The sequence below is a fragment of the Flavisericum labens genome (genome assembly GCF_045446075.1).
Classification (GTDB): domain Bacteria; phylum Bacteroidota; class Bacteroidia; order Flavobacteriales; family Flavobacteriaceae; genus Flavisericum; species Flavisericum labens.
The window spans coordinates 77,959-96,606 of record NZ_JBJJBQ010000008.1 but is presented as its reverse complement, the minus strand read 5'-3'; the positions used below and the strand labels follow the sequence as shown (position 1 = coordinate 96,606).

Genomic DNA, 18,648 nt, shown 5'->3' with positions numbered 1-18,648 from the left:
CAAAACTATTAGTCATGATACCAGCACTCATTTTTTACCTTCTTAAAAGATTTAGAAAAAATAATAACCCGAATAAAATCAGGGGGAATCTTAAAAAGATAGCCTTAAGGTTAAAATCGGTTTTCTTTTTGGTAGCCATTTTAAGTTCTCTCGCTTTTAATGATACAGATAGGAGCAAAGCGCTTACGTACCACGTTGTTAAGAACAACAAGGTTATAGGAACCATAAACATAAATAAAAATGGTATTGGAGATTCTACAATTTACCATTTAAAAAGCCATATTCAGGCCAAATTCTTATTCAAGTTTAATGTTATCGGGCAAGAAAAATCAATCTTTAAAAATGGTGTATTGGTTTATTCATCAGTTTTTCGAACGCTCAATAATAAAACAAAAGTGAACCATAAAATTGTATTTAAAGATGGGCGGTATAATCTCAATATCACTGGTCTATCTGGGGCCTCAAACACTAGTTTGATTAAACGAAACCTCATTACACTTTATTTCAATGAGCCTATAGGAGTTGAAACCGTTTTTTGTGATAATTTAAAGAAAATGGTGGCGGTGAAGCCTTTGGGAGATGGAACGTATAAGGTTGATTTTGAATATGGCAAGCACAATGTTTTCCATTACAAAAACGGAAAATGTATTAAAGTGGAAGCGGTAAGTAAACTTTTTAATGTCATCTTAATTCCTGCATAATCATGAGTAACTCAGCATACATATGGACGTTTATTGGTGCTTGTTTCACCTTGTATTTTATTGCTAGTTCAGTTTACAAAAAAATAGGAATTAGCAATTTATACACAGCATTGCTTTCGGCCAATGGTTTGCGCATGCTAAATTTAAAACATTTACTGGGCATTGTCCTTTTTGGCATTCTTGCATTCATCCAGACACCAGAATTAAATTATCTAATTAGTTCGATTGAAATTCCAAGACTGCATATTTTATTGTTGTTCTTCGTGGTGGTATTTCTTTCTGCTACGGCATCTTATTTTGGTGTTAAAAAACAGGAAGATCTTCAGGAAGCCCAAGTTAAATTTTATAGTTTTTCAAATGCATGGACTTATTTTATCATAAGGTTTGTGTTCTTATTGTGTTACGAATATTTTTTCAGAGGGGTTATTCTATTTGAGTTTCTTGAGTTTACCAATCTATTTCTGGCTATATTTTACAGTACGGCTTTATATGTTCTCATTCATATTTTCGATTCCAAAAAAGAAATTTTAGGAGCTATTCCGTTCGGAATTATTCTCTGCCTATTTACTTATTTCACAAACAATGTTTGGTGCGCATTCTTAATTCACCTTGCGCTTTCGGCCGTTTATGAAATTTCAGTGTTTTATTATTTAACCTTAAAAAACAAAACCATATCATGAAAGTATTTGTAACAGGAGCAACAGGTTATGTTGGCCACGAATTAGCACTAAGGCTGGCGGGCGAAAATTTTAAAGTTGTCGCGCTGGTAAGGGATCTGAATTCAGAAAAAATTCCGAAGCATAAAAATATTGCCATGGTAAAAGGCGATATATGCGATTTTAATTCTGTGGAAAAAGCAGTGAAAGGTTGCAATTATGTATTCCATACCGCCGCTTTTACCAATTTAAAATGCAAGAGCGTCGATAATTTTTACTGTACAAATGTACTGGGTACAGAAAATGTTTTAAAGGCGTCACAAATGCACAAAGTCAAAAAAGTGATATATACCAGTACACTATCGGTTTTTGGGCCATCCTACAAAGAAGTTCCCATAACGGAAACACAACCTAGGATTGCGTCATTTGCTAATGACTATGAACTGACCAAAAGCATGGCAGAGGATGTCGTTAAAAAGTATGTGAAAGGAGGACTTTCATGTGTTGTCTTAAATGTGTCAAAGGTTTATGGGCCGGGGTTGAGTACTTTTTCAACAGGAGTGAACAAACTGATTACGATGTTCATGCAAAAGGATTTTCTCGTGGTTCCAAACAAATTGGAAAGCATTTCAAACTATGTGTTTATTGATGATGTAGTAAATGCTCATCTTTTGGCTATGAAAAGCCAGAGGTACTATGGGAAATTTATTATTGGAGGTGAAAATATTAGTTATAGAAACTTGTTTTTACTCATTAAAAAATTGACTCATAGCAATATCAAAATACTAAAGATTCATTACGGCAGTGTAAAGGCATTTTTTTCTATAGCAAATTTGCTTTATGCCCTTATAAGAGCGGTGCCATCAATTACGCCAAAGGTGCTGGACTTTCTTTTTGTAAATCGAGTTTCAACATCCGATAAAGCCATGGCAGAATTGAAGTATCAAGCCACACCTTTGGATGTTGGACTTCAAAGAACAATTAAACATTTAAAATCATCATCATCATGAAAACATATACATTAATAACAGGTGCGAGTACGGGGTTTGGTAAGTCCTTGTCCATAAAGTGTGCTAAACTAGGTATGAACCTAATAATTGTGTCATTACCTCATTCTGGACTTCAGGAATTAGGCGAGTTTCTTAAAGCTAATTTTAATATTAAAGTTATCGCTTTCGAGTTGGATTTAAGTACCGTGGACAACTGTAATTTACTTTATGACGATATAAAAAAGCGTAGAGCCTCAGTTAAATATTTAATAAATAATGCAGGGGTATTAAGTAAAGGATTGTTTGAAAATTTATCTGAAGATTATTTTTTGAAGCAGATTCAAGTCAATGTTACAACACCAACCATTTTAACCAAATTGTTTTTAGATGATTTTAAAGCCAATGCACCTTCAGGTATTTTGAACGTGAGTAGTATGGCCAGTTTCTTCCATCTTCCCAAAAAACAAGTTTATAGTGGTACCAAAGCCTATTTACTTTCGTTTTCAAAAAGTTTAGGGAAGGAGCTTAAAAAGTATGGTGTTTGGGTGTCTATTGTATGTCCAGGAGGTATGAATACTACAACGGGCCTATGCCTGCAGAACAGAAAATTGGGTTGGATTCCACGCAAGTCAATATTAAACCCAGAAGACGCTGCAAACGAAACATTAGATCAGTTTTTAAAGCACAAAGAACTTATTGTTCCAGGGTTTCTAAATAAAATATTTATGTTTCTTGATTCTATAATTCCTTCGAAAATAAAGAACAGGCTTACAAGCAATGTTGCCTAAGTTAAGGTCATATTAAAAGTGTGTCCTAAATCATCTATCGAATATCAACTGGGACATAAATTACTTATACCTACTATAGTTTTGAATCATTAATAGTTAGTACCGTTTTAATCATGAAAACTATAATTCAAATCATATCAACACTATTATTAATGTCATGTGGCACTGAAAGAGTCTATACAACGGCCTCATACGGGGCTTTAAAGTCTTACACCGAAAAACAGCATTATGTTGATAAAAAGACAAGCGAAACTTATGTTTCCGGAAACCTAAGTTTTGGTCGCCATATGCAGGATGCAAGAGCCTTTGATGATACAAAAACCATAGCTTCATTGAATATACACCGCAATACTACGGGCAGATTTTACAATTGTTATTACGGTTTAGGAGCATCAATGGGAAGCTACAAGTTTGTTGAGGGCTATGATGGTTTAGTGAGTGATGGAGAAAAGAAAAGCTTTTATAACATTTATTCAAAAACGGGAGCCAACTATACCTATACAAGACCAAAAATTGATTATCGCTTCATCGGATTGGAACTGGCATATAACAATGAGTTTGGAGATTACCAAAAGAAGATAACAGACTTGTTAAAAGAAAATGATCCTGATTTAATTGTTGTAAATCAAAAATCGATGTTTACATATCATTTATATTCAGAATACGCTTTTAAACAGTCTTCAGAAAAAGCAATTACAGTTGGCTTTTATGTGGGAGGATTAATAGGTATTGAAGAAACAGATATTTTTGACGGCGATACTAGTTTTAGTGGATTAACAATAGGGTTGAGGTTGAAGAAATACGCCATTAGTTTTATTCATGAAACGGGGCAAAATGAAATTCGCTCTGCGAAAATTGGACTTGCCTATCAATTGTAAAAAGATAATAATATGAAACGAACAACTTGCAAGTAGGATAATAGATACATGAGAAGCAAGGTATATATCGTTGTTTTGGCAGTAAGCTTTACTCTTTTTAATTGTGAAGCCGCCAATAACTGTTTAAGAGATTTAAAACCTTCAGAACTTCCTAATAAGGAATTGAAATTGGGGTATTTGGGAAAAAACTATTACGACGAATTGATTCCGTACATACCTAAATCTCCTGATACAGATGTTTATGTTTGGGATTTTGAAATTGAAGGATCAGTGCCTGAGGGGATTAATGTTTATTTAGGTCTTGATAAAAGAATTTTTGAAGGTGTTCCTAAACAAACCGGGATTTATGATTTGAAAATTTTTCTGGATGTAGACCCTATTGATGGTGTGCATTTATGTGATTCTGGTAGAACTTCAAAATTATACACGCTTCAAATAAAGTAATAACAAGTGAATTATTAATTAAATTAAATATAATTATGGAAAATTTTAAATCAATATCAGTAAGTCTTTTTTTGGTTGTTATACTGCTTTTAAGTAATTATTCGCATTCCCAAGTTGATTCTGAAAAGCTATTTGTTAGAGTGTATAACATTAAGGGCAAAAAAATTAATAAAGGAAGGATAGTTTCTTTAAATGATTCAATACTGCGGTTGAAACGACCAACAGGTAGTTTCAATATTAATGTAAAGGAAATTGGTTATATAAAAACAAAAAGATCTGGAGGCCATAATATTGGCATGGGCGTTTTAATTGGTGCGACTGTCGGGGCAATTTCTGGCGCAACTTTAGTAGAACCAGATCCTCCTGGAACTTCGATTAGTTTTACAAGAGGAGATAATGCGGCAATAGGTGCTATTTTAGGTATGCCAGCAGGTGCATTAATAGGGGGAGCTACAATTTTATCTAAAAAATCAAAGACCATTATTATAAATGGAGACCCTTCTAAATGGGATGATTTTATGAAAGCAATGAATTCAAATAGACTTAATTGAAAAAACTAACGATAATGAAAACACTAAAAAAACAAATTAAGTTAATCGCTGAGCTATTTGCATTGTTTGTGATTTTGCAAAGCTGCACAGTGTACAAATCGACAAATGTTACATTAGATAGAGCTGTTCAAAATCAATCTAAGGTTAAGGTTGTGGCCAAAAACAACAAGATTGATAAATTTTACAAGGTCACCGTTGAAGATGGCCATTACTATGGTATCAAGAGAATCAATGGTAAAACCTTAAAATTTCCTTTAAATCAGGAGTATATCCAATCTATTAAGGAGAAGGATAAAACAACGTCAACAATTTTAACTATTGCACTACCTGTAGTGGTAATTGTAACGGCTATTTTAATATCCGTAGAGCCCTTTAAATGGGATTTGGTAAGCTTATTTTCTGATTCACAGTAATGATTATGATACCAATAATTATAGCATGTCGTTTAATCGAAGAACCACCTAAAATTTAGGTGGTTCTGTATCGATTTTATAGATGATTTATGGTTTTAGACTCTAACATGTCCATCACCAAAAACATAGTATTTGTTGGTGACTAACTGTTTTAATCCCAGAGGGCCTCGGTGGTGCAGCTTATCTGTACTAATGGCCAATTCGGCACCAACGCCCATTTGTCCGCCGTCAGTAAATCGGGTAGAGGCATTGTGGTAAACAGCGGCGCTATCTACCTGCTCCATAAACAAATTGGCTTTGTCTTTGTCTTCTGTAAGAATTGCTGCTGAATGTCCGCCAGAATAAGTGTTGATTTTTTCAATAGCCTCATCCAATGAGCTAACTTCGGCCAAAAGAATTTTTAAAGCCAAAAACTCCTCGTACCAAGTGTCTTCATTTGGTATTTTATTTTCATCTTGAAGTGTTTTACCAATATTCTCGTCAACAAGGATGTTTACGTTAACACTTTGCAACACTTTTTGAAGCTCTTTTAGTTTGGCTTCGTAATTAGGAATGTTTTTATTGACTAAAACTTTATCCAAAGCATTACAACCAGAAATTTTATGGGTTTTGGCATTAACAATAACCTTGATGGTTTTTTTCCAATCGGCATCTTCAGATACATATAAAAAGTTGTTTCCACGGCCACTTATCAATACGGCACAACTGGCGTGGTCTTTTACAAATTTAATAAGTCGCTCGCCTCCACGTGGTACAATTAAATCTAAAGGCTCCGTAGGGTTTCTTAAGAATTCTTGGGTTTCATCGCGCTGAAGGTGCAAGAGCCTTATCCAATCTTTAGAAAGTCCGTTTTCTTCAAGGGCTTCATGCCAGCACTCCTCTAAAATTAAATTACTATTTATGGCTTCTTTTCCGCCTTTTAGTAAAATTTTATTGTTGGCTTTAAAAGCTAAAACGGCTGCTTCAATCGTAACGTCGGGTCGCGATTCATAAATGATTAAAATCGTTCCGAACGGCGCTGTTTTATTGGTTATTTTTAATCCGCTGTCAAGAATTACATTCGAGATTTCTTTTCCAACAGGATCGTCTTGATCTTTCACTTCCTTGATGGCTTGAATCATGCCATCAACTTTTGCTGTGTTAACAACCAAACGGTCATAAAGAGCCTGATCGTCTCTGTTAAAAGCGTCCAAGTCTTTTTGGTTAGCTTTTATAATATTGTCGCGCTCCCGGTCTATGATATTGATCATAGATTGAAGCACTTTATTTTTTACATCTGAACTTAAAAGTTTCATGTTTTTATGTTTTTAGTGTATAAATTTTGTGCCTATTTCTTTATTGTCAATAATATCAACAATTACATTTTTACGTTTTCCGTTGGCGATAAAGGTTGGGATATCCTTTTCTGCGGTACCTTTTGCAATTTTTATTTTTGATGCCATACCACCACGGCCTTCACCTTCTTTTTTATTGGAGGCTTTTACGTATTTTTCAACGTTTTCGTCAACTTTTACTTGTCTTAGCTTCTTAGAGCCTTTATCATCTGGATGCCCAGTGTACAAACCATCAGTATCAGATAATATAATCAATCTATCAACATCAAGCAACTCGGCAACCAGACTGGCCAGCTCATCGTTGTCAGAGAACATAGACATGGTGAGTGAAACCGCATCATCTTCATTGGCAATAGGGATAACACCTTCCGATAGCAAGCCTTCATAGCAATTAATCATATTTTTACGATGTAAACCAGGATCAAAATCACGTTTAGTGGCTAATACTTGAGCGCAATGCATGCCATAGTCGGCAAAAATATTATAATAATAACGCATCAGTCTGGGTTGTCCAACAGAAGAATAAATCTGGCGGCGAATGGATTTATTTTTAGTTTTGGTTGTACCAAGCACCTCTCTTCCTGCAATAGCTGAACCTGATGATACTAAAATGACCATAATACCACGTTCGTAAAGTACTGCAATTTGTCGCACTAATTCTCTTAATACTGGACCTAAAATCCGGTTGTCTCTGTTAGTAAGTACATTTGTTCCAACTTTTACAACTATTCTTTTTATATCGTTGTCTTCTGCCATTTTATTCAGTTTTACCTAGTTCAACAGCTCTATTAAAAGCGGCAAAAGCCCCATCTTGAATGAACTGATTTACATTATTACTTACCATCGAATCTATCGCTGCCTGAGTGGTGCCTCCTTTTGAAGCTACACGGCTTATCCAGGTTTCGGGGGTTATGTCTGATTGTTTATAAAGTTCAACGGCGCCCTCAAACGTGTTGGTCACCATAACTTTAGAATCGTGTTCTGAAAACCCCATTTTTTTAGCTGCTTCTAACATAGATTGCATAAAATAGAATACATACGCTGGGCCACTTCCTGAAATTCCCGTCGAGGCATCAATAAAATTCTGGGTGCTGACGTGTATAGAAGCTCCTGTAGTATCTAAAAGGTTACGTACTATAACAAGTTCTACTTTCGAAACATCATCAGATTCGGTAAAAGAAGTTACGCCCTTGCCAACTTGAGCCGGTAAGTTAGGCATGGTTCTAACTACTTTTTTGGCGTTTAATTTTTGTTGAATGGCTTCTATAGTAACACCTGCCATTAAAGAAACTATAATTTGCCCTTTGTTAAGCATAGGCTTCATTTCCTCAAATAAAGCATCACTATGATATGGCTTGACTGCTATAAAAACAATATCGGCGTCTGATAGACAGTCATTAAGATTGTCATAAACATCAAATCGTTCGTCTTTCTGTAAAGTTGTAATTTTTTCTGGATCAGTGTCATATATTTTTAATTTGTGTTGGCTCAAGAGCGGTGAACTAGCCATGCCCTCAGAGTACGTTAAACCCATATTTCCTGCTCCAATTACTAATACTTTCATAAATGTTTTTTGGTTAATAAACTTAATTTTGACATATATGCCGCAATTTTTGTGCGACAGTGCCAAAATGAAATTTAGATTTTTAGATTTTTGGTAATTTAATGCTTTTTGAAGTTTTGTTGAAATAATCGTAATGAAAATACTTGAATGTTTGAGTATATAATAATCTTAAAAATTTTAAAAACGTTAAAACTGACATGATGTCGGTGACAATTTTGTAATACTAGGTCGAATTGAACACAGGGTTTTTTACTTTACGGTATCTTTAACTAACCGATTTGTTGGGTTTTTGCAAAGACTATGTTGTTAAGATTATAAACTGAAGAATTTTTTTAGTGTGAAATTAAAGTTGAAAAAAAGCCTGTCTCAAAAAATGAAACAGGCTATATAAAATTTAAGACTAATAAAGGCTAGTCGTCTTTTTTGTCTCCTCTAGGTGGTCTTCTGTCGTCGCGACGGTTATCACGTCCACGATTATCTCTACCTCGGTTATCACGTCCGCCACGGTTATTATCACGTGGAGGTCTTTCTTTAAAACCTTCCGGTTTTGGTAAAATGGCTTTTCTAGATACTTTTTCTTTGCGAGTTCTAGAATCTATACCAAAGTATTTTACATCAAAAACATCGCCCATGTTAACCACGTCGCTTACGTTTTCGGTACGTTCCCAAGCTAACTCGCTTACGTGCAATAACACTTCGTTTCCTGGAGCATCGGTATACTCTACCACAGCACCAAAATCAAGCATTTTAATTACTTTAACTTCGTAAACGCTTCCAACTTCAGGCTTAAATAATAAAGAGTCTATTTTTGCCATAACAGCATCAATACCTTTGCTGCCAACACCTAAAACTTCAACAATACCTTCTTCGGTAACAGGGTCTTCATTAATAACAATAGTAGTCTCGGTTTCTTTTTGTAATTCTTGAATTACTTTTCCACCAGGGCCAATTAATGCACCAATAAATTCATTAGGAATACGTCTTGTAACCATTGTAGGTGCGTGATCTTTAACTTCTGCATTAGGCGCAGCAATAGTATCAGTTAATTTACCTAAAATGTGTAAACGACCTTCACGAGCTTGTTTTAGTGCATTCACTAAAATCTCGTATGATAAGCCTTTTACTTTAATATCCATTTGGCAAGCCGTAATACCATCAGCAGTACCTGTTACTTTAAAGTCCATATCTCCTAAATGATCTTCATCACCTAAAATATCAGACAATACAGCATACTTTCCAGAATCTGCATCAGAAATTAATCCCATAGCAATACCAGAAACTGGTTTTTTAAGCTGAACACCAGCATCCATAAGCGCCATAGTACCAGAACAAACCGTTGCCATTGAAGACGAACCGTTACTTTCTAATACCTCAGAAACTACACGAACTGTATATGGGCAATCTTCAGGCACCATACCTTTAAGCGCACGTTGTGCTAAATTTCCGTGTCCTACCTCACGACGAGATGTTCCACGAATTGGTCTTGCTTCACCCGTTGAAAAAGGAGGGAAGTTATAGTGTAAATAGAAACGCTCTTCACCTTCAAAAGATGGCATGTCTATTTGGTTTGCTTCTCTAGAAGTTCCTAAAGTTACAGTTGCCAAAGCTTGAGTTTCCCCACGTGTAAAGATTGCCGAACCATGTGTAGAAGGTAAATAATCAACCTCACACCAAATTGGTCTAATTTCGTTAGTTTGTCGCCCGTCTAAACGTAGCCCTTCATTTAAAGTTAAATCTCTAACAGCCGCTTTTTCAGCTTTACTGTAATATTTGGAAATTAAGCCACCGATATCTTCTAATTCTTCTTCAGAAAAAGTTGCTTTTATTTCTTCTTTAATTTCAGCGAATGCAGCACTTCTTTCATGTTTTGCAGAACCTGCTTTTGCAACGGCATATACTTTATCGTATGCCATGTCATGAATTTTCTTTGCTAAATCTTCATCTTCGCGCTCTGGCTCATACTCGCGTACTTCTTTTTTGCCAAAGGCTTCAGCTAAAGCAACCTGAGCAGCACATTGTACTTTAATAGCTTCATGCGCAAACTTAATCGCTTCAGTCATTTCTTCTTCAGAAATCTCATCCATTTCACCTTCAACCATCATCACAGAATCTGCGGAAGCACCAATCATCATATCGATGTCGGATTGCTCCAATTGAGCTCTGGTTGGGTTAATAATGAATTCACCATTTACACGGCCTACTCTGGCTTCAGAAATTGCGCACTCAAACGGAAAATCAGATAATTGAATAGCTGCCGAAGCCGCTAATCCTGCCATAGCATCTGGCATAACATCATCATCATGAGACATCAATTGAATCATTACTTGAGTTTCACTGTGGTAATCTTTTGGGAAAAGCGGACGCAAAACGCGGTCAACCAAACGCATGGTTAATACCTCGCCGTCACTTGGTCTAGCTTCTCTTTTAAAGAAACCACCAGGGTATCTACCCGCAGCAGCAAATTTTTCTCTGTAATCTACCGTTAAAGGTAAAAAGTCAACATCTGCCTGTTTGTAATTGGAAACTACTGTACACAGCAGCATACAGTTTCCAGATTGCACAACAACGCTACCATGAGCCTGTTTTGCTAATTTTCCGGTTTCGATAGAAATTTCTCTACCGTCACCGAGGTCAATGACCTCTTTAAAAACTTGTGGAATCATAAAATTTTTCTTGTAATTTGAGCGTTTTTATGCCCAAATCATGTTAAACAATGGTCGTGTGTTGTTGTGTGTAGTTGTTGTAATTGACCAATGAAAAACTGTGATAAGCTTCTTCAAAACGCTGTTATACTCTGCGCAGAGTTGTATTTTAAAACAAAAAAAGAGGCCATATAGACCTCTTTTTCTTATTTTCTTAATCCTAATTCTTTTACTATTGCACGATATCTTAAGACATCTTTTTTAGTTAGGTAGTCAAGCAAAGAACGACGCTTACCTACTAAGCTTACTAACGAACGTTCTGTGTTATAATCTTTTTGATTATTCTTAAGGTGTTGTGTTAAGTGATTGATTCTGTGCGTAAATAACGCAATTTGTCCTTCAGCACTACCGGTGTCATTTTTATCTTTACCGTGTTTTGCGAAAAGGTTCTCTTTTTCTTCTTTTGATAAATACATGCTAATATTATTGTAAATGATTGTTATGTACACGAAAGCCTTTCTTTCGAGCGGCAAATATAACAACTTTTTTGTGTTTAAAAGTTTTTTTACATAACTTTTAGTAATATTTCCCTATGATAATACATTAATAGTTTAAGTATTTTAATTAACTCATTTATTATATGAAATCATTTTCCGCCAAAGTGATTTTCCCGATACCTATGATTCTCTGGATTTTTTTAATAATACCTATAGAGGCGTTGCTATATTGACTTTAGATGGTGATTGTATAAAGGTTAATGAAAGTATGAGCGAACTTTTGGGCTTTACCAGAATGAGCTTTTTAATATGAATATTGAATATATAGTGCTAAAATAAAAGGATAACGGTAAAGGGATTGATATGGAAAAGTATGGAAATAAACTTTTTCAAATGTATAAAACATTCCATTCTTACAAAGATGCCATAGGCATAGTATTGTTCATTACAAAAAATTACATCGAGTCATTAGGAAGTAAAGTAGAGGTGCATAGCGAGGTTGATGTAGGCACAGAATTTTCTATATAATTTAAAAGTGCATAAAAAAACCTGTCTTTATTGTTAGACAGGTTTAAAATATTTTTTACTAAGCTCTTAAAGGTTGATTCAATATCAAATCTAAATATTGGTTAACCTTGTTTTTTAGGTCCTTCCGAAGTGTAATAAAGTCGAGAAAACCATGTTCCAGCAAAAATTCCGAAGTTTGGAAACCTTCTGGTAAATCTTTACCTGTGGTGTCCCTTACAATTCTGGGGCCTGCAAACCCAATTAAAGCACCTGGCTCGCTAATATTGATATCACCCAACATAGCAAAAGAGGCTGTTGTTCCTCCAGTTGTTGGATCGGTACAAAGCGATATGTAAGGGATTTGAGCATCTGCCAATTGCGCTAATTTTACCGAGGTTTTAGCCAATTGCATCAGAGAAAATGCCGCTTCCATCATACGTGCACCTCCGGATTTAGAGATTACCATCAACGGAATTTTTTTCTTTAAGGCATAATCGGCTGCTCTGGCTATTTTTTCACCAACAACGCTGCCCATCGACCCACCAATAAAAGCAAAATCCATACAGGCCACAACCAAATCCTTTCCTTTAGATTTTCCTACGGCTGTTCTAATGGCGTCCTTTAAGTTGGTCTTTTCTTGAGCCGCTTTTAAACGGTCGGGATATTTTTTTGTATCGACAAACTTTAAAGGGTCTTTAGATTCTAAATTAGCATCCAATTCTTTAAATTTATTGTCGTCAAAAAGTATTTGAAAGTACTCTCTACTTCCAATTCTAACGTGGTAGCCGTCTTCGGGGCTTACATAAAAGTTTTTTTCAAGTTCCTCTGCATCAACTATTTTTCCAGTAGGCGATTTGTACCACAGCCCTTTTGGGGTGTCTTTTTTTTCCTCTGTTGTTGTTGTAATTCCTTTTGTTTTTCTTTTAAACCAAGACATACTAATGTTCTGTTTTTTTATTCCTTAAATAACTAAGGAAGCTTCTTAATTAGACTGTTCGGACTTTATTTTAGATGAGTTCTTCTTTATTTAAATTGATGAGAAATCAATTCAAAATGTAAAAAATATCAAACTATTTAAATAGTTGCAAATTTTGGTTTGCAAAAAGCCCAACAACAAAATTAAGTCTTTTTTTGATTTTGTGGTAACCTATAAAGGTTTTGTTTGTTTTTTCATTTAAACTGCTATTGTAAGATACTGTTTTTAAATTGTATATCAAAAAAAAAGACCTCTTGTAAGAGGTCTTTTTAATTCGAATGTTAATCGTTTTTATAAAGTGTTAACGTTGTTTAAGTCTTCAAAAGCTTTTTTCAAACGCTCAACAAATGTTTTTTCACCTTCACGTAACCAAACACGTGGATCATAGTATTTTTTGTTTGGAGAATCATCTCCATCTGGATTTCCTATTTGAGATTTTAAATATTCAGCTTTTGAACCCATATAATCTCTAATTCCGCTCATAAAGGCATATTGTAAATCAGTATCGATATTCATTTTTATAACACCATAGCTAATACCTTCGCGAATTTCTTCAACTGAAGAACCTGAACCGCCATGGAAAACAAAATCGATATGGTTGTGCTCAACTCCGTACTTTTCAGTAATGTACTCTTGCGAATTTTTTAAGATTTTCGGCGTTAATTTTACGTTACCTGGTTTGTAAACCCCATGAACGTTACCAAAAGCAGCGGCAATAGTAAATCTAGGACTTACTTTGCTTAATTCTTCATAAGCATAGGCTACTTCTTCTGGTTGGGTGTATAATTTAGAATCATCCACGTCAGTGTTGTCAACTCCATCTTCTTCACCACCAGTAATACCAAGCTCAATTTCTAAAGTCATTCCCATTTTGCTCATGCGCTCTAGGTATTGTTTGCAAATTTCGATATTCTCTTCAATAGGCTCTTCCGAAAGATCTATCATGTGCGAACTGAACAAGGATTTACCTGTTTCAGCAAAATGTTTTTCACTGGCATCTAGCATGCCATCAATCCAAGGTAATAATTTTTTTGCACAGTGATCGGTATGTAAAATTACAGGAACACCATAGGCTTCAGATAAAGCGTGAACATGTTTTGCACCCGCAATAGCGCCCGCAATAGCTGCTTTTTGACCATCATTGCTTAGTCCTTTTCCAGCATTAAATGCAGCACCACCATTAGAAAATTGAATAATAACCGGAGCGTTTAAATCACGTGCTGTTTCCAAAACACCGTTAATAGTATCCGACCCTATAACGTTTACTGCAGGCAATGCATAGTTGTTGGCCTTCGCATGATTAAATATAGCTTGTACTTCATCACCGGTCGCTACTCCTGGTTTTATGTTGTGTCCCATGTTTTTCTATTTATATGATTAGTAAATTAATATGTTTTCAAAAGTAATCAATTTTTAAATAAATTATTGAGGTTTTAAGTTTTGAAACTAAATAAAAAACACTAAAACGTTATAGTTTTTCTAGTTTGATTAAAAATCAAAGCAATTTTGTAAGATGTATTTTTGCTTTTGTTTAGAAAGGATAGTTAATACCAATATTGTAAACGGCATTTGAAAAGTTATAATCGTTAAACCAGCGATTTTGGTCACCATAAAAAGGGTCGTAAGTTTTAAAACCAATATCGAATCTAAAAATAAAAAAACTAAAATCATATCGTAAGCCAAATCCAGAGCCAATGGCAATATCTTTTAACGAACTAAAACTATTGAAAACAGCACCTTCAGTTGTGGTATTATCAAGAACATTCCAGATGTTTCCTGCATCAACAAAAATAGCTCCGTTTAAATCTTCAAATATATTAAAACGTTGTTCTGCGCCTAAAGCTAATTTTAAGTTGGCTTCATTAAATTCGTTGGTGGTGTTGCTACTTCCTGGCCCCAAGCTATAAGCCGTCCATGCTCTATTATCGTTAGGGCCTCCTGCAAAGAAACTCCTAGCAAAGGGAATACTATTAGAGTTGCCGTAGGGAATGGCAATACCAACAAAACTTCGCATGGCCAATACGTTTTTCTTTCCTAAATCCCAGTGCTTAGTATATTCAAGTTCGGTTTTTGCGTATTGCGAATAGGCCACATCGAACAATTCAAAACGATTGTTGCTGTTTTTTTGAAATCCTAAAAGCTCAGATCCAGCGGCCAGTAAATTACCGGCAAACTCGAGTTTAAAACGAAAGATAAAAAAATCTTCATCAAATAAATTCGTCCGCTCGTCATACGTTAAGTTAAAACTTGAAGAGATTATTAGGTTGTTTTCAGTAAGTCGTTCTTTTCTCTCTTTTATTCCATTTACTTCTTTATATTCTGAAGGGTTGCTGTTTTGGTAGTTGTTGTCTGTTAAAACCAAATCCATAAACTCATCCGATTTAGATTTGATGAGTTCAGGGTTGCCATTTTCGTTCAGTTCAATAAAATCTGATGGTGTATTGTAAGAATTCAGAGCTATGTTTTGCAGGTTGTTAAACGAGGTATTGTAAACGTTAAAATAATTGTCAACATTCAAGTTTTTAACATATTGAGCGTTAAACACGTCCAGCCTGTTGGTGGCATTGTCATTAGGGTGCCAGTTGTAGTTAAAAATTCCGCTAAAGGTTTGTTTGTCAAGACCAATATTGGTTTGGCTGGTTGAGGCTAAACTAATTCTCGTGCTAGGTAGCATGTATTTAGGGATAAGGTTTTCAGTATAAAAGGGTGAAAATAACCTTGGGATGGTCAGCTTAACATCTAGTCCAAACTCATTGATGTCAAAAAACGGATCCCCCTCTTGCGCGTCTTTAGATGAGCCAATAGATCCAATTGCTGAAATTTGTAAGGTTTCGGCGCCTCTAAAAATATTTCTTATAAGCAAACTGGGGTTTAACGAAAGCCCTACTGATTGTATGTTACTTTGCGACACATCTGCGCTAAAACCCAAATTGAATTTTTTTAATGGGGTAAGCCTTATGGTGTCGGTAAGTGTATTGTCTGGATTTTCAATATACTCAATATTGGGGTACTTAAAGGTACGCAGTTCATTTAAATGTCGGTAAGTACGGGTTCTGTCTATATCTCTAAAAACTTCTCCAGGCGTTATAAAAACCGCATCGGTTAATGCTTTAGGCTGGTATCGCATTTTGTTATAACTGTAAAGCTTGTATCCATTATAGTAAATGGAATCTTGAAAGGGTTTGCCTCGATTTTCGAAAGTGTAATCCGTAATAATATTTACATCTCTTATTTTGTAAATTTCGAAGGGTTCGCGCCTTATGGAATCGGCAGCTCTTACAGCTCTGTCTTGCACAATAATATCGACATTTACTTTTTTATTGGTGCCAATAGTGTCCATTTCAAAAGAAATATAATCTTGATTAAAGTGGTAAACACCGGAGTTTCTCAAGTCGTTGGAAATACGCTCACGTTCTTGCTCAAATTTCAAGGTTCTGTATTGCTCTCCAGGTTTTATTATGGCATCACTTTCTATGTTCTTGTAAAGGTCTCTTATTACTGGGGATTTTATAATTTCCGAAATAGAATCCAGAACAAAAGGATTTCCTGTTTCAACTTCATATTTTATTTCTGCCCGTTTGTTATCATTCTTGCTGATGTCGTAATTAGTTTCAACATTAAACCAACCATTGTTTATATAATAGTCTTGAAGCCTTTTTACAGATTTTTTTGTTTTTTCCTCATCTACAATAGTTGGTGGTTCTCCAGTTCTTTTAAGCCAATTGTTGAAACCTTTTGCAGAAGCTTTTAATTTATCAATCTGTTTTTTTGAATATCTTTTAATAAGTCGCTCTCTTCGATTTGGCTTTTTGTCCAGCCAGGCTTCAAAAAGAGAATCTCTATTTGGGCGGGCAAGGTTGTATATGTGTAATCTAAGTGGAATGCCAGCAATTTTTCGGTTGGCCTTCTGATAAAGGAGATTATTTATGTTAACGGTATTGTCTTTTTTTTCATTAACTATTACCGTGTTTTTCGTCAATAGGTGTTCGTCCTCAGCAACTCTTCTTGCCGCATCACAAGATAGAAGACATCTCGTAAAAATGATTAAAATAGATATTTTTAAGAGTTGGTATTTCAAATGAAATTCGGGTTTTTTAAAGACGTTCTTTTCAAAATCTGCCGTTCTTAAAAATTTAGAACAGCCCTTTTACTTGTTCAAAAATACACTATTTAGACTTAAATAAATAGTATAATTTTCAGCGCTTCGTATTATTTTCTTTTCTTTATAAAAATTTACATTTACGCGATGATTACTAAGAGTCAAATCAAACTAATAAACAGTTTAAAGCAAAAAAAGTTTAGACAACAATATGGTTTATTTGTTGCTGAAGGTGTAAAAACCATAAGCGAACTTTTGGAATCATCACTTAAACTTCATGCATTATTTACCACAAAGTCATTCAATATTGATGCCAAAGATGAAACCGTAATCTCAGAAAAAGATCTAAAGCGCATCAGTTTTTTAAAGACACCGAATACAGCATTGGCTGTTTTTGAAATTCCGAATGAACAACCCGTTAATAATAAAGGACTTATTTTGATTTTGGACGCTGTAAGCGATCCAGGGAATCTTGGTACTATTATTAGGCTTTGCGATTGGTTTGGTATAAAAGATTTGGTCTGCAGCAACCACACGGTAGATTGTTTTAATCCAAAAGTAGTGCAGGCTACCATGGGCTCCATAACGCGGGTTAATATAATTTATGTAGATTTAAAAGTATTTTTAAACACCTACGACGGCTCGGTTTTTGGTGCATTTATGGATGGCAAAAATGTGTACTCGTCCAATTTGCCGAAGCGAGGCGCTCTGGTTATGGGTAATGAGGCCAATGGTATATCAAAAGAAATTGAAGCTATTGTAACAGAAAGATTAGCGATACCGCGATTTGGAGATTTACAAGCCGCCGAAAGCCTTAATGTAGCAACGGCAACAGCCATTTTGTTGAGTGAATTTAAAAGAGGTTCTTGTTAATTACTGAAAGGTGAAATTAATAAACACCCCGCGCGATTTCATACTGTTTATGTTGCTCGTCCATGGGCTACTGGGGTCTTCATCTCTTACTAACTCATCATTAATTCCGAAAAGTCCACGGATAGAAGGTGTAAACTTAAAATTATACAAGTAAAAATCAATACCAAAACCTAACTCGTAAAAAATAGAGTTTTTAGTAGTTCTAAATTGCCCATTGCTGTTGTCTTCTGGGTTTTTTTCGTTACTCGAAAGGTTTAATGCCGTTGAAAAACCACCAACAATAAATGGTTTGAAATTATTGATTCGTTTAGTGGAAACTTTTACCAAAAGAGGTACGTGGATGTAGGTAGATTTTACTTCTCTTATTAAATCTGATGATTTTACATCGGGTACTCCTTGAAAATATTCTTGGCTATAATTAAGCTCTCGAGTTGTGATTAATAATCCCGGCTCTAAACGCAAATCGATAAAACTGTTTATGCGTAAATTTCCTATGAGTCCTACGTTAAAACCAGGACTTCGTTTAACATAAATATCATCACGTAAATCGTTATTGTAATCAAAGTTGAAATCGTAATTACTGATTCCTAAAAAGTAGCCCCAACGCAGTAAGTTGTTATCGGTAGATCCGCGACCTTGGTTGGCATCGTACGTTACTTTTTCTTTTTTAAAAAGCTGGGCACTAGTGGTTTGTGTTATAAATAAAAATGATATTACTACAAAAAAGTACTTCATG

Annotated in this window: 19 protein-coding genes; 10 read left to right on the top strand and 9 right to left on the bottom strand. The window is 35.1% G+C overall.

What is annotated here, in order from left to right; all coding sequences use genetic code 11:
- Positions 1–14 precede the first annotated feature (14 nt).
- From ACIEHO_RS13025 to ACIEHO_RS12990, 8 genes are all read left to right on the top strand, one after another.
- Positions 15–701: a DUF6134 family protein gene (locus ACIEHO_RS13025; RefSeq protein WP_406972407.1), complete on the top strand. Its 687-nt coding sequence runs from the start codon at positions 15–17 to the stop codon at positions 699–701.
- Between the two features lie 2 nt (positions 702–703).
- Positions 704–1,381 (top strand): CPBP family intramembrane glutamic endopeptidase, encoded by a 678-nt coding sequence (locus tag ACIEHO_RS13020; protein ID WP_406972405.1) that lies wholly within the window; start codon positions 704–706, stop codon positions 1,379–1,381.
- A complete protein-coding gene (locus ACIEHO_RS13015) occupies positions 1,378–2,367 on the top strand; it encodes an NAD-dependent epimerase/dehydratase family protein (RefSeq protein ID WP_406972403.1) in 990 nt (329 codons plus the stop codon). The genes ACIEHO_RS13020 and ACIEHO_RS13015 overlap by 4 nt, the downstream gene beginning before the upstream one ends.
- Positions 2,364–3,134: an SDR family NAD(P)-dependent oxidoreductase gene (locus ACIEHO_RS13010; protein ID WP_406972401.1), complete on the top strand. Its 771-nt coding sequence runs from the start codon at positions 2,364–2,366 to the stop codon at positions 3,132–3,134. The genes ACIEHO_RS13015 and ACIEHO_RS13010 overlap by 4 nt, the downstream gene beginning before the upstream one ends.
- 113 nt (positions 3,135–3,247) lie before the next feature.
- Positions 3,248–4,012 carry a hypothetical protein gene (locus ACIEHO_RS13005; protein ID WP_406972399.1) on the top strand — a complete coding sequence of 255 codons (765 nt, stop codon included), beginning with the start codon at positions 3,248–3,250 and terminating at the stop codon, positions 4,010–4,012.
- Positions 4,013–4,060: 48 nt separating this feature from the next.
- Complete coding sequence (locus ACIEHO_RS13000; RefSeq protein WP_406972397.1) at positions 4,061–4,456, top strand: hypothetical protein; 396 nt, start codon at positions 4,061–4,063, stop codon at positions 4,454–4,456.
- Positions 4,457–4,491: 35 nt separating this feature from the next.
- Positions 4,492–5,007: a glycine zipper family protein gene (locus tag ACIEHO_RS12995; protein ID WP_406972395.1), complete on the top strand. Its 516-nt coding sequence runs from the start codon at positions 4,492–4,494 to the stop codon at positions 5,005–5,007.
- A gap of 14 nt (positions 5,008–5,021) precedes the next feature.
- Positions 5,022–5,420: a hypothetical protein gene (locus ACIEHO_RS12990; RefSeq protein ID WP_406972393.1), complete on the top strand. Its 399-nt coding sequence runs from the start codon at positions 5,022–5,024 to the stop codon at positions 5,418–5,420.
- A 95-nt stretch (positions 5,421–5,515) separates the two neighbouring features.
- On the opposite strand, the gene ACIEHO_RS12985 is transcribed toward ACIEHO_RS12990, so the two are convergent.
- The 5 genes from ACIEHO_RS12985 to rpsO form a co-directional block, all read right to left on the bottom strand.
- Positions 5,516–6,715 carry a glutamate-5-semialdehyde dehydrogenase gene (locus tag ACIEHO_RS12985; protein WP_406972391.1) on the bottom strand — a complete coding sequence of 400 codons (1,200 nt, stop codon included), beginning with the start codon at positions 6,713–6,715 and terminating at the stop codon, positions 5,516–5,518.
- Between the two features lie 12 nt (positions 6,716–6,727).
- The gene (gene proB, locus ACIEHO_RS12980; protein WP_406972389.1) at positions 6,728–7,510 is read right to left on the bottom strand and encodes a glutamate 5-kinase; all 783 of its coding nucleotides are present in this window, start codon (positions 7,508–7,510) and stop codon (positions 6,728–6,730) included.
- Position 7,511: 1 nt separating this feature from the next.
- Entirely contained in the window at positions 7,512–8,318 is an 807-nt protein-coding gene (gene proC / locus ACIEHO_RS12975; RefSeq protein ID WP_406972387.1) for a pyrroline-5-carboxylate reductase, read from the bottom strand.
- A 410-nt stretch (positions 8,319–8,728) separates the two neighbouring features.
- Complete coding sequence (locus ACIEHO_RS12970) at positions 8,729–10,981, bottom strand: polyribonucleotide nucleotidyltransferase (protein WP_406972385.1); 2,253 nt, start codon at positions 10,979–10,981, stop codon at positions 8,729–8,731.
- A 185-nt stretch (positions 10,982–11,166) separates the two neighbouring features.
- Complete coding sequence (gene rpsO / locus ACIEHO_RS12965; protein WP_406972383.1) at positions 11,167–11,436, bottom strand: 30S ribosomal protein S15; 270 nt, start codon at positions 11,434–11,436, stop codon at positions 11,167–11,169.
- 414 nt (positions 11,437–11,850) lie between these two features.
- Here rpsO and ACIEHO_RS12960 point away from each other — a divergent pair, with 414 nt between their 5' ends.
- Positions 11,851–11,985: a hypothetical protein gene (locus ACIEHO_RS12960; protein WP_406972381.1), complete on the top strand. Its 135-nt coding sequence runs from the start codon at positions 11,851–11,853 to the stop codon at positions 11,983–11,985.
- A 58-nt stretch (positions 11,986–12,043) separates the two neighbouring features.
- On the opposite strand, the gene accD is transcribed toward ACIEHO_RS12960, so the two are convergent.
- The 3 genes from accD to tamL all read right to left on the bottom strand — a co-directional run bounded on the left by accD (position 12,044) and on the right by tamL (position 17,018).
- The gene (accD, locus tag ACIEHO_RS12955; RefSeq protein WP_406972379.1) at positions 12,044–12,901 is read right to left on the bottom strand and encodes an acetyl-CoA carboxylase, carboxyltransferase subunit beta; all 858 of its coding nucleotides are present in this window, start codon (positions 12,899–12,901) and stop codon (positions 12,044–12,046) included.
- A 330-nt stretch (positions 12,902–13,231) separates the two neighbouring features.
- The gene (gene fbaA / locus ACIEHO_RS12950; RefSeq protein ID WP_406972377.1) at positions 13,232–14,299 is read right to left on the bottom strand and encodes a class II fructose-bisphosphate aldolase; all 1,068 of its coding nucleotides are present in this window, start codon (positions 14,297–14,299) and stop codon (positions 13,232–13,234) included.
- Positions 14,300–14,471: 172 nt separating this feature from the next.
- The gene (gene tamL, locus ACIEHO_RS12945; protein ID WP_406972375.1) at positions 14,472–17,018 is read right to left on the bottom strand and encodes a translocation and assembly module lipoprotein TamL; all 2,547 of its coding nucleotides are present in this window, start codon (positions 17,016–17,018) and stop codon (positions 14,472–14,474) included.
- Positions 17,019–17,186: 168 nt separating this feature from the next.
- Between tamL and ACIEHO_RS12940 the strand changes: the two genes are divergently transcribed.
- Positions 17,187–17,912, top strand: coding sequence for a TrmH family RNA methyltransferase (locus tag ACIEHO_RS12940; RefSeq protein ID WP_406972373.1), 726 nt, complete (start codon positions 17,187–17,189; stop codon positions 17,910–17,912).
- Here the strand turns inward: ACIEHO_RS12940 and porT are convergent, their stop codons facing one another.
- Positions 17,913–18,647 (bottom strand): type IX secretion/gliding motility protein PorT/SprT, encoded by a 735-nt coding sequence (gene porT / locus ACIEHO_RS12935; protein WP_406972371.1) that lies wholly within the window; start codon positions 18,645–18,647, stop codon positions 17,913–17,915. It lies immediately after the preceding gene.
- Position 18,648 lies beyond the last annotated feature (1 nt).

Excerpts from the sequence above, each read along its gene's own strand:
- ACIEHO_RS12940 (WP_406972373.1), top strand. The coding sequence starts at position 17,187 with ATGATTACTAAGAGTCAAATCAAACTAATAAACAGTTTAAAGCAAAAA.
- proC (WP_406972387.1), bottom strand. The coding sequence starts at position 8,318 with ATGAAAGTATTAGTAATTGGAGCAGGAAATATGGGTTTAACGTACTCT.
- ACIEHO_RS13005 (WP_406972399.1), top strand. The coding sequence starts at position 3,248 with ATGAAAACTATAATTCAAATCATATCAACACTATTATTAATGTCATGT.
- ACIEHO_RS13000 (WP_406972397.1), top strand. The coding sequence starts at position 4,061 with ATGAGAAGCAAGGTATATATCGTTGTTTTGGCAGTAAGCTTTACTCTT.
- fbaA (WP_406972377.1), bottom strand. The coding sequence starts at position 14,299 with ATGGGACACAACATAAAACCAGGAGTAGCGACCGGTGATGAAGTACAA.
- proB (WP_406972389.1), bottom strand. The coding sequence starts at position 7,510 with ATGGCAGAAGACAACGATATAAAAAGAATAGTTGTAAAAGTTGGAACA.
- ACIEHO_RS13015 (WP_406972403.1), top strand. The coding sequence starts at position 1,378 with ATGAAAGTATTTGTAACAGGAGCAACAGGTTATGTTGGCCACGAATTA.
- ACIEHO_RS12995 (WP_406972395.1), top strand. The coding sequence starts at position 4,492 with ATGGAAAATTTTAAATCAATATCAGTAAGTCTTTTTTTGGTTGTTATA.
- ACIEHO_RS13020 (WP_406972405.1), top strand. The coding sequence starts at position 704 with ATGAGTAACTCAGCATACATATGGACGTTTATTGGTGCTTGTTTCACC.
- accD (WP_406972379.1), bottom strand. The coding sequence starts at position 12,901 with ATGTCTTGGTTTAAAAGAAAAACAAAAGGAATTACAACAACAACAGAG.
- ACIEHO_RS12960 (WP_406972381.1), top strand. The coding sequence starts at position 11,851 with ATGTATAAAACATTCCATTCTTACAAAGATGCCATAGGCATAGTATTG.
- rpsO (WP_406972383.1), bottom strand. The coding sequence starts at position 11,436 with ATGTATTTATCAAAAGAAGAAAAAGAGAACCTTTTCGCAAAACACGGT.
- ACIEHO_RS12985 (WP_406972391.1), bottom strand. The coding sequence starts at position 6,715 with ATGAAACTTTTAAGTTCAGATGTAAAAAATAAAGTGCTTCAATCTATG.
- porT (WP_406972371.1), bottom strand. The coding sequence starts at position 18,647 with ATGAAGTACTTTTTTGTAGTAATATCATTTTTATTTATAACACAAACC.
- ACIEHO_RS13010 (WP_406972401.1), top strand. The coding sequence starts at position 2,364 with ATGAAAACATATACATTAATAACAGGTGCGAGTACGGGGTTTGGTAAG.
- ACIEHO_RS13025 (WP_406972407.1), top strand. The coding sequence starts at position 15 with ATGATACCAGCACTCATTTTTTACCTTCTTAAAAGATTTAGAAAAAAT.
- ACIEHO_RS12990 (WP_406972393.1), top strand. The coding sequence starts at position 5,022 with ATGAAAACACTAAAAAAACAAATTAAGTTAATCGCTGAGCTATTTGCA.
- ACIEHO_RS12970 (WP_406972385.1), bottom strand. The coding sequence starts at position 10,981 with ATGATTCCACAAGTTTTTAAAGAGGTCATTGACCTCGGTGACGGTAGA.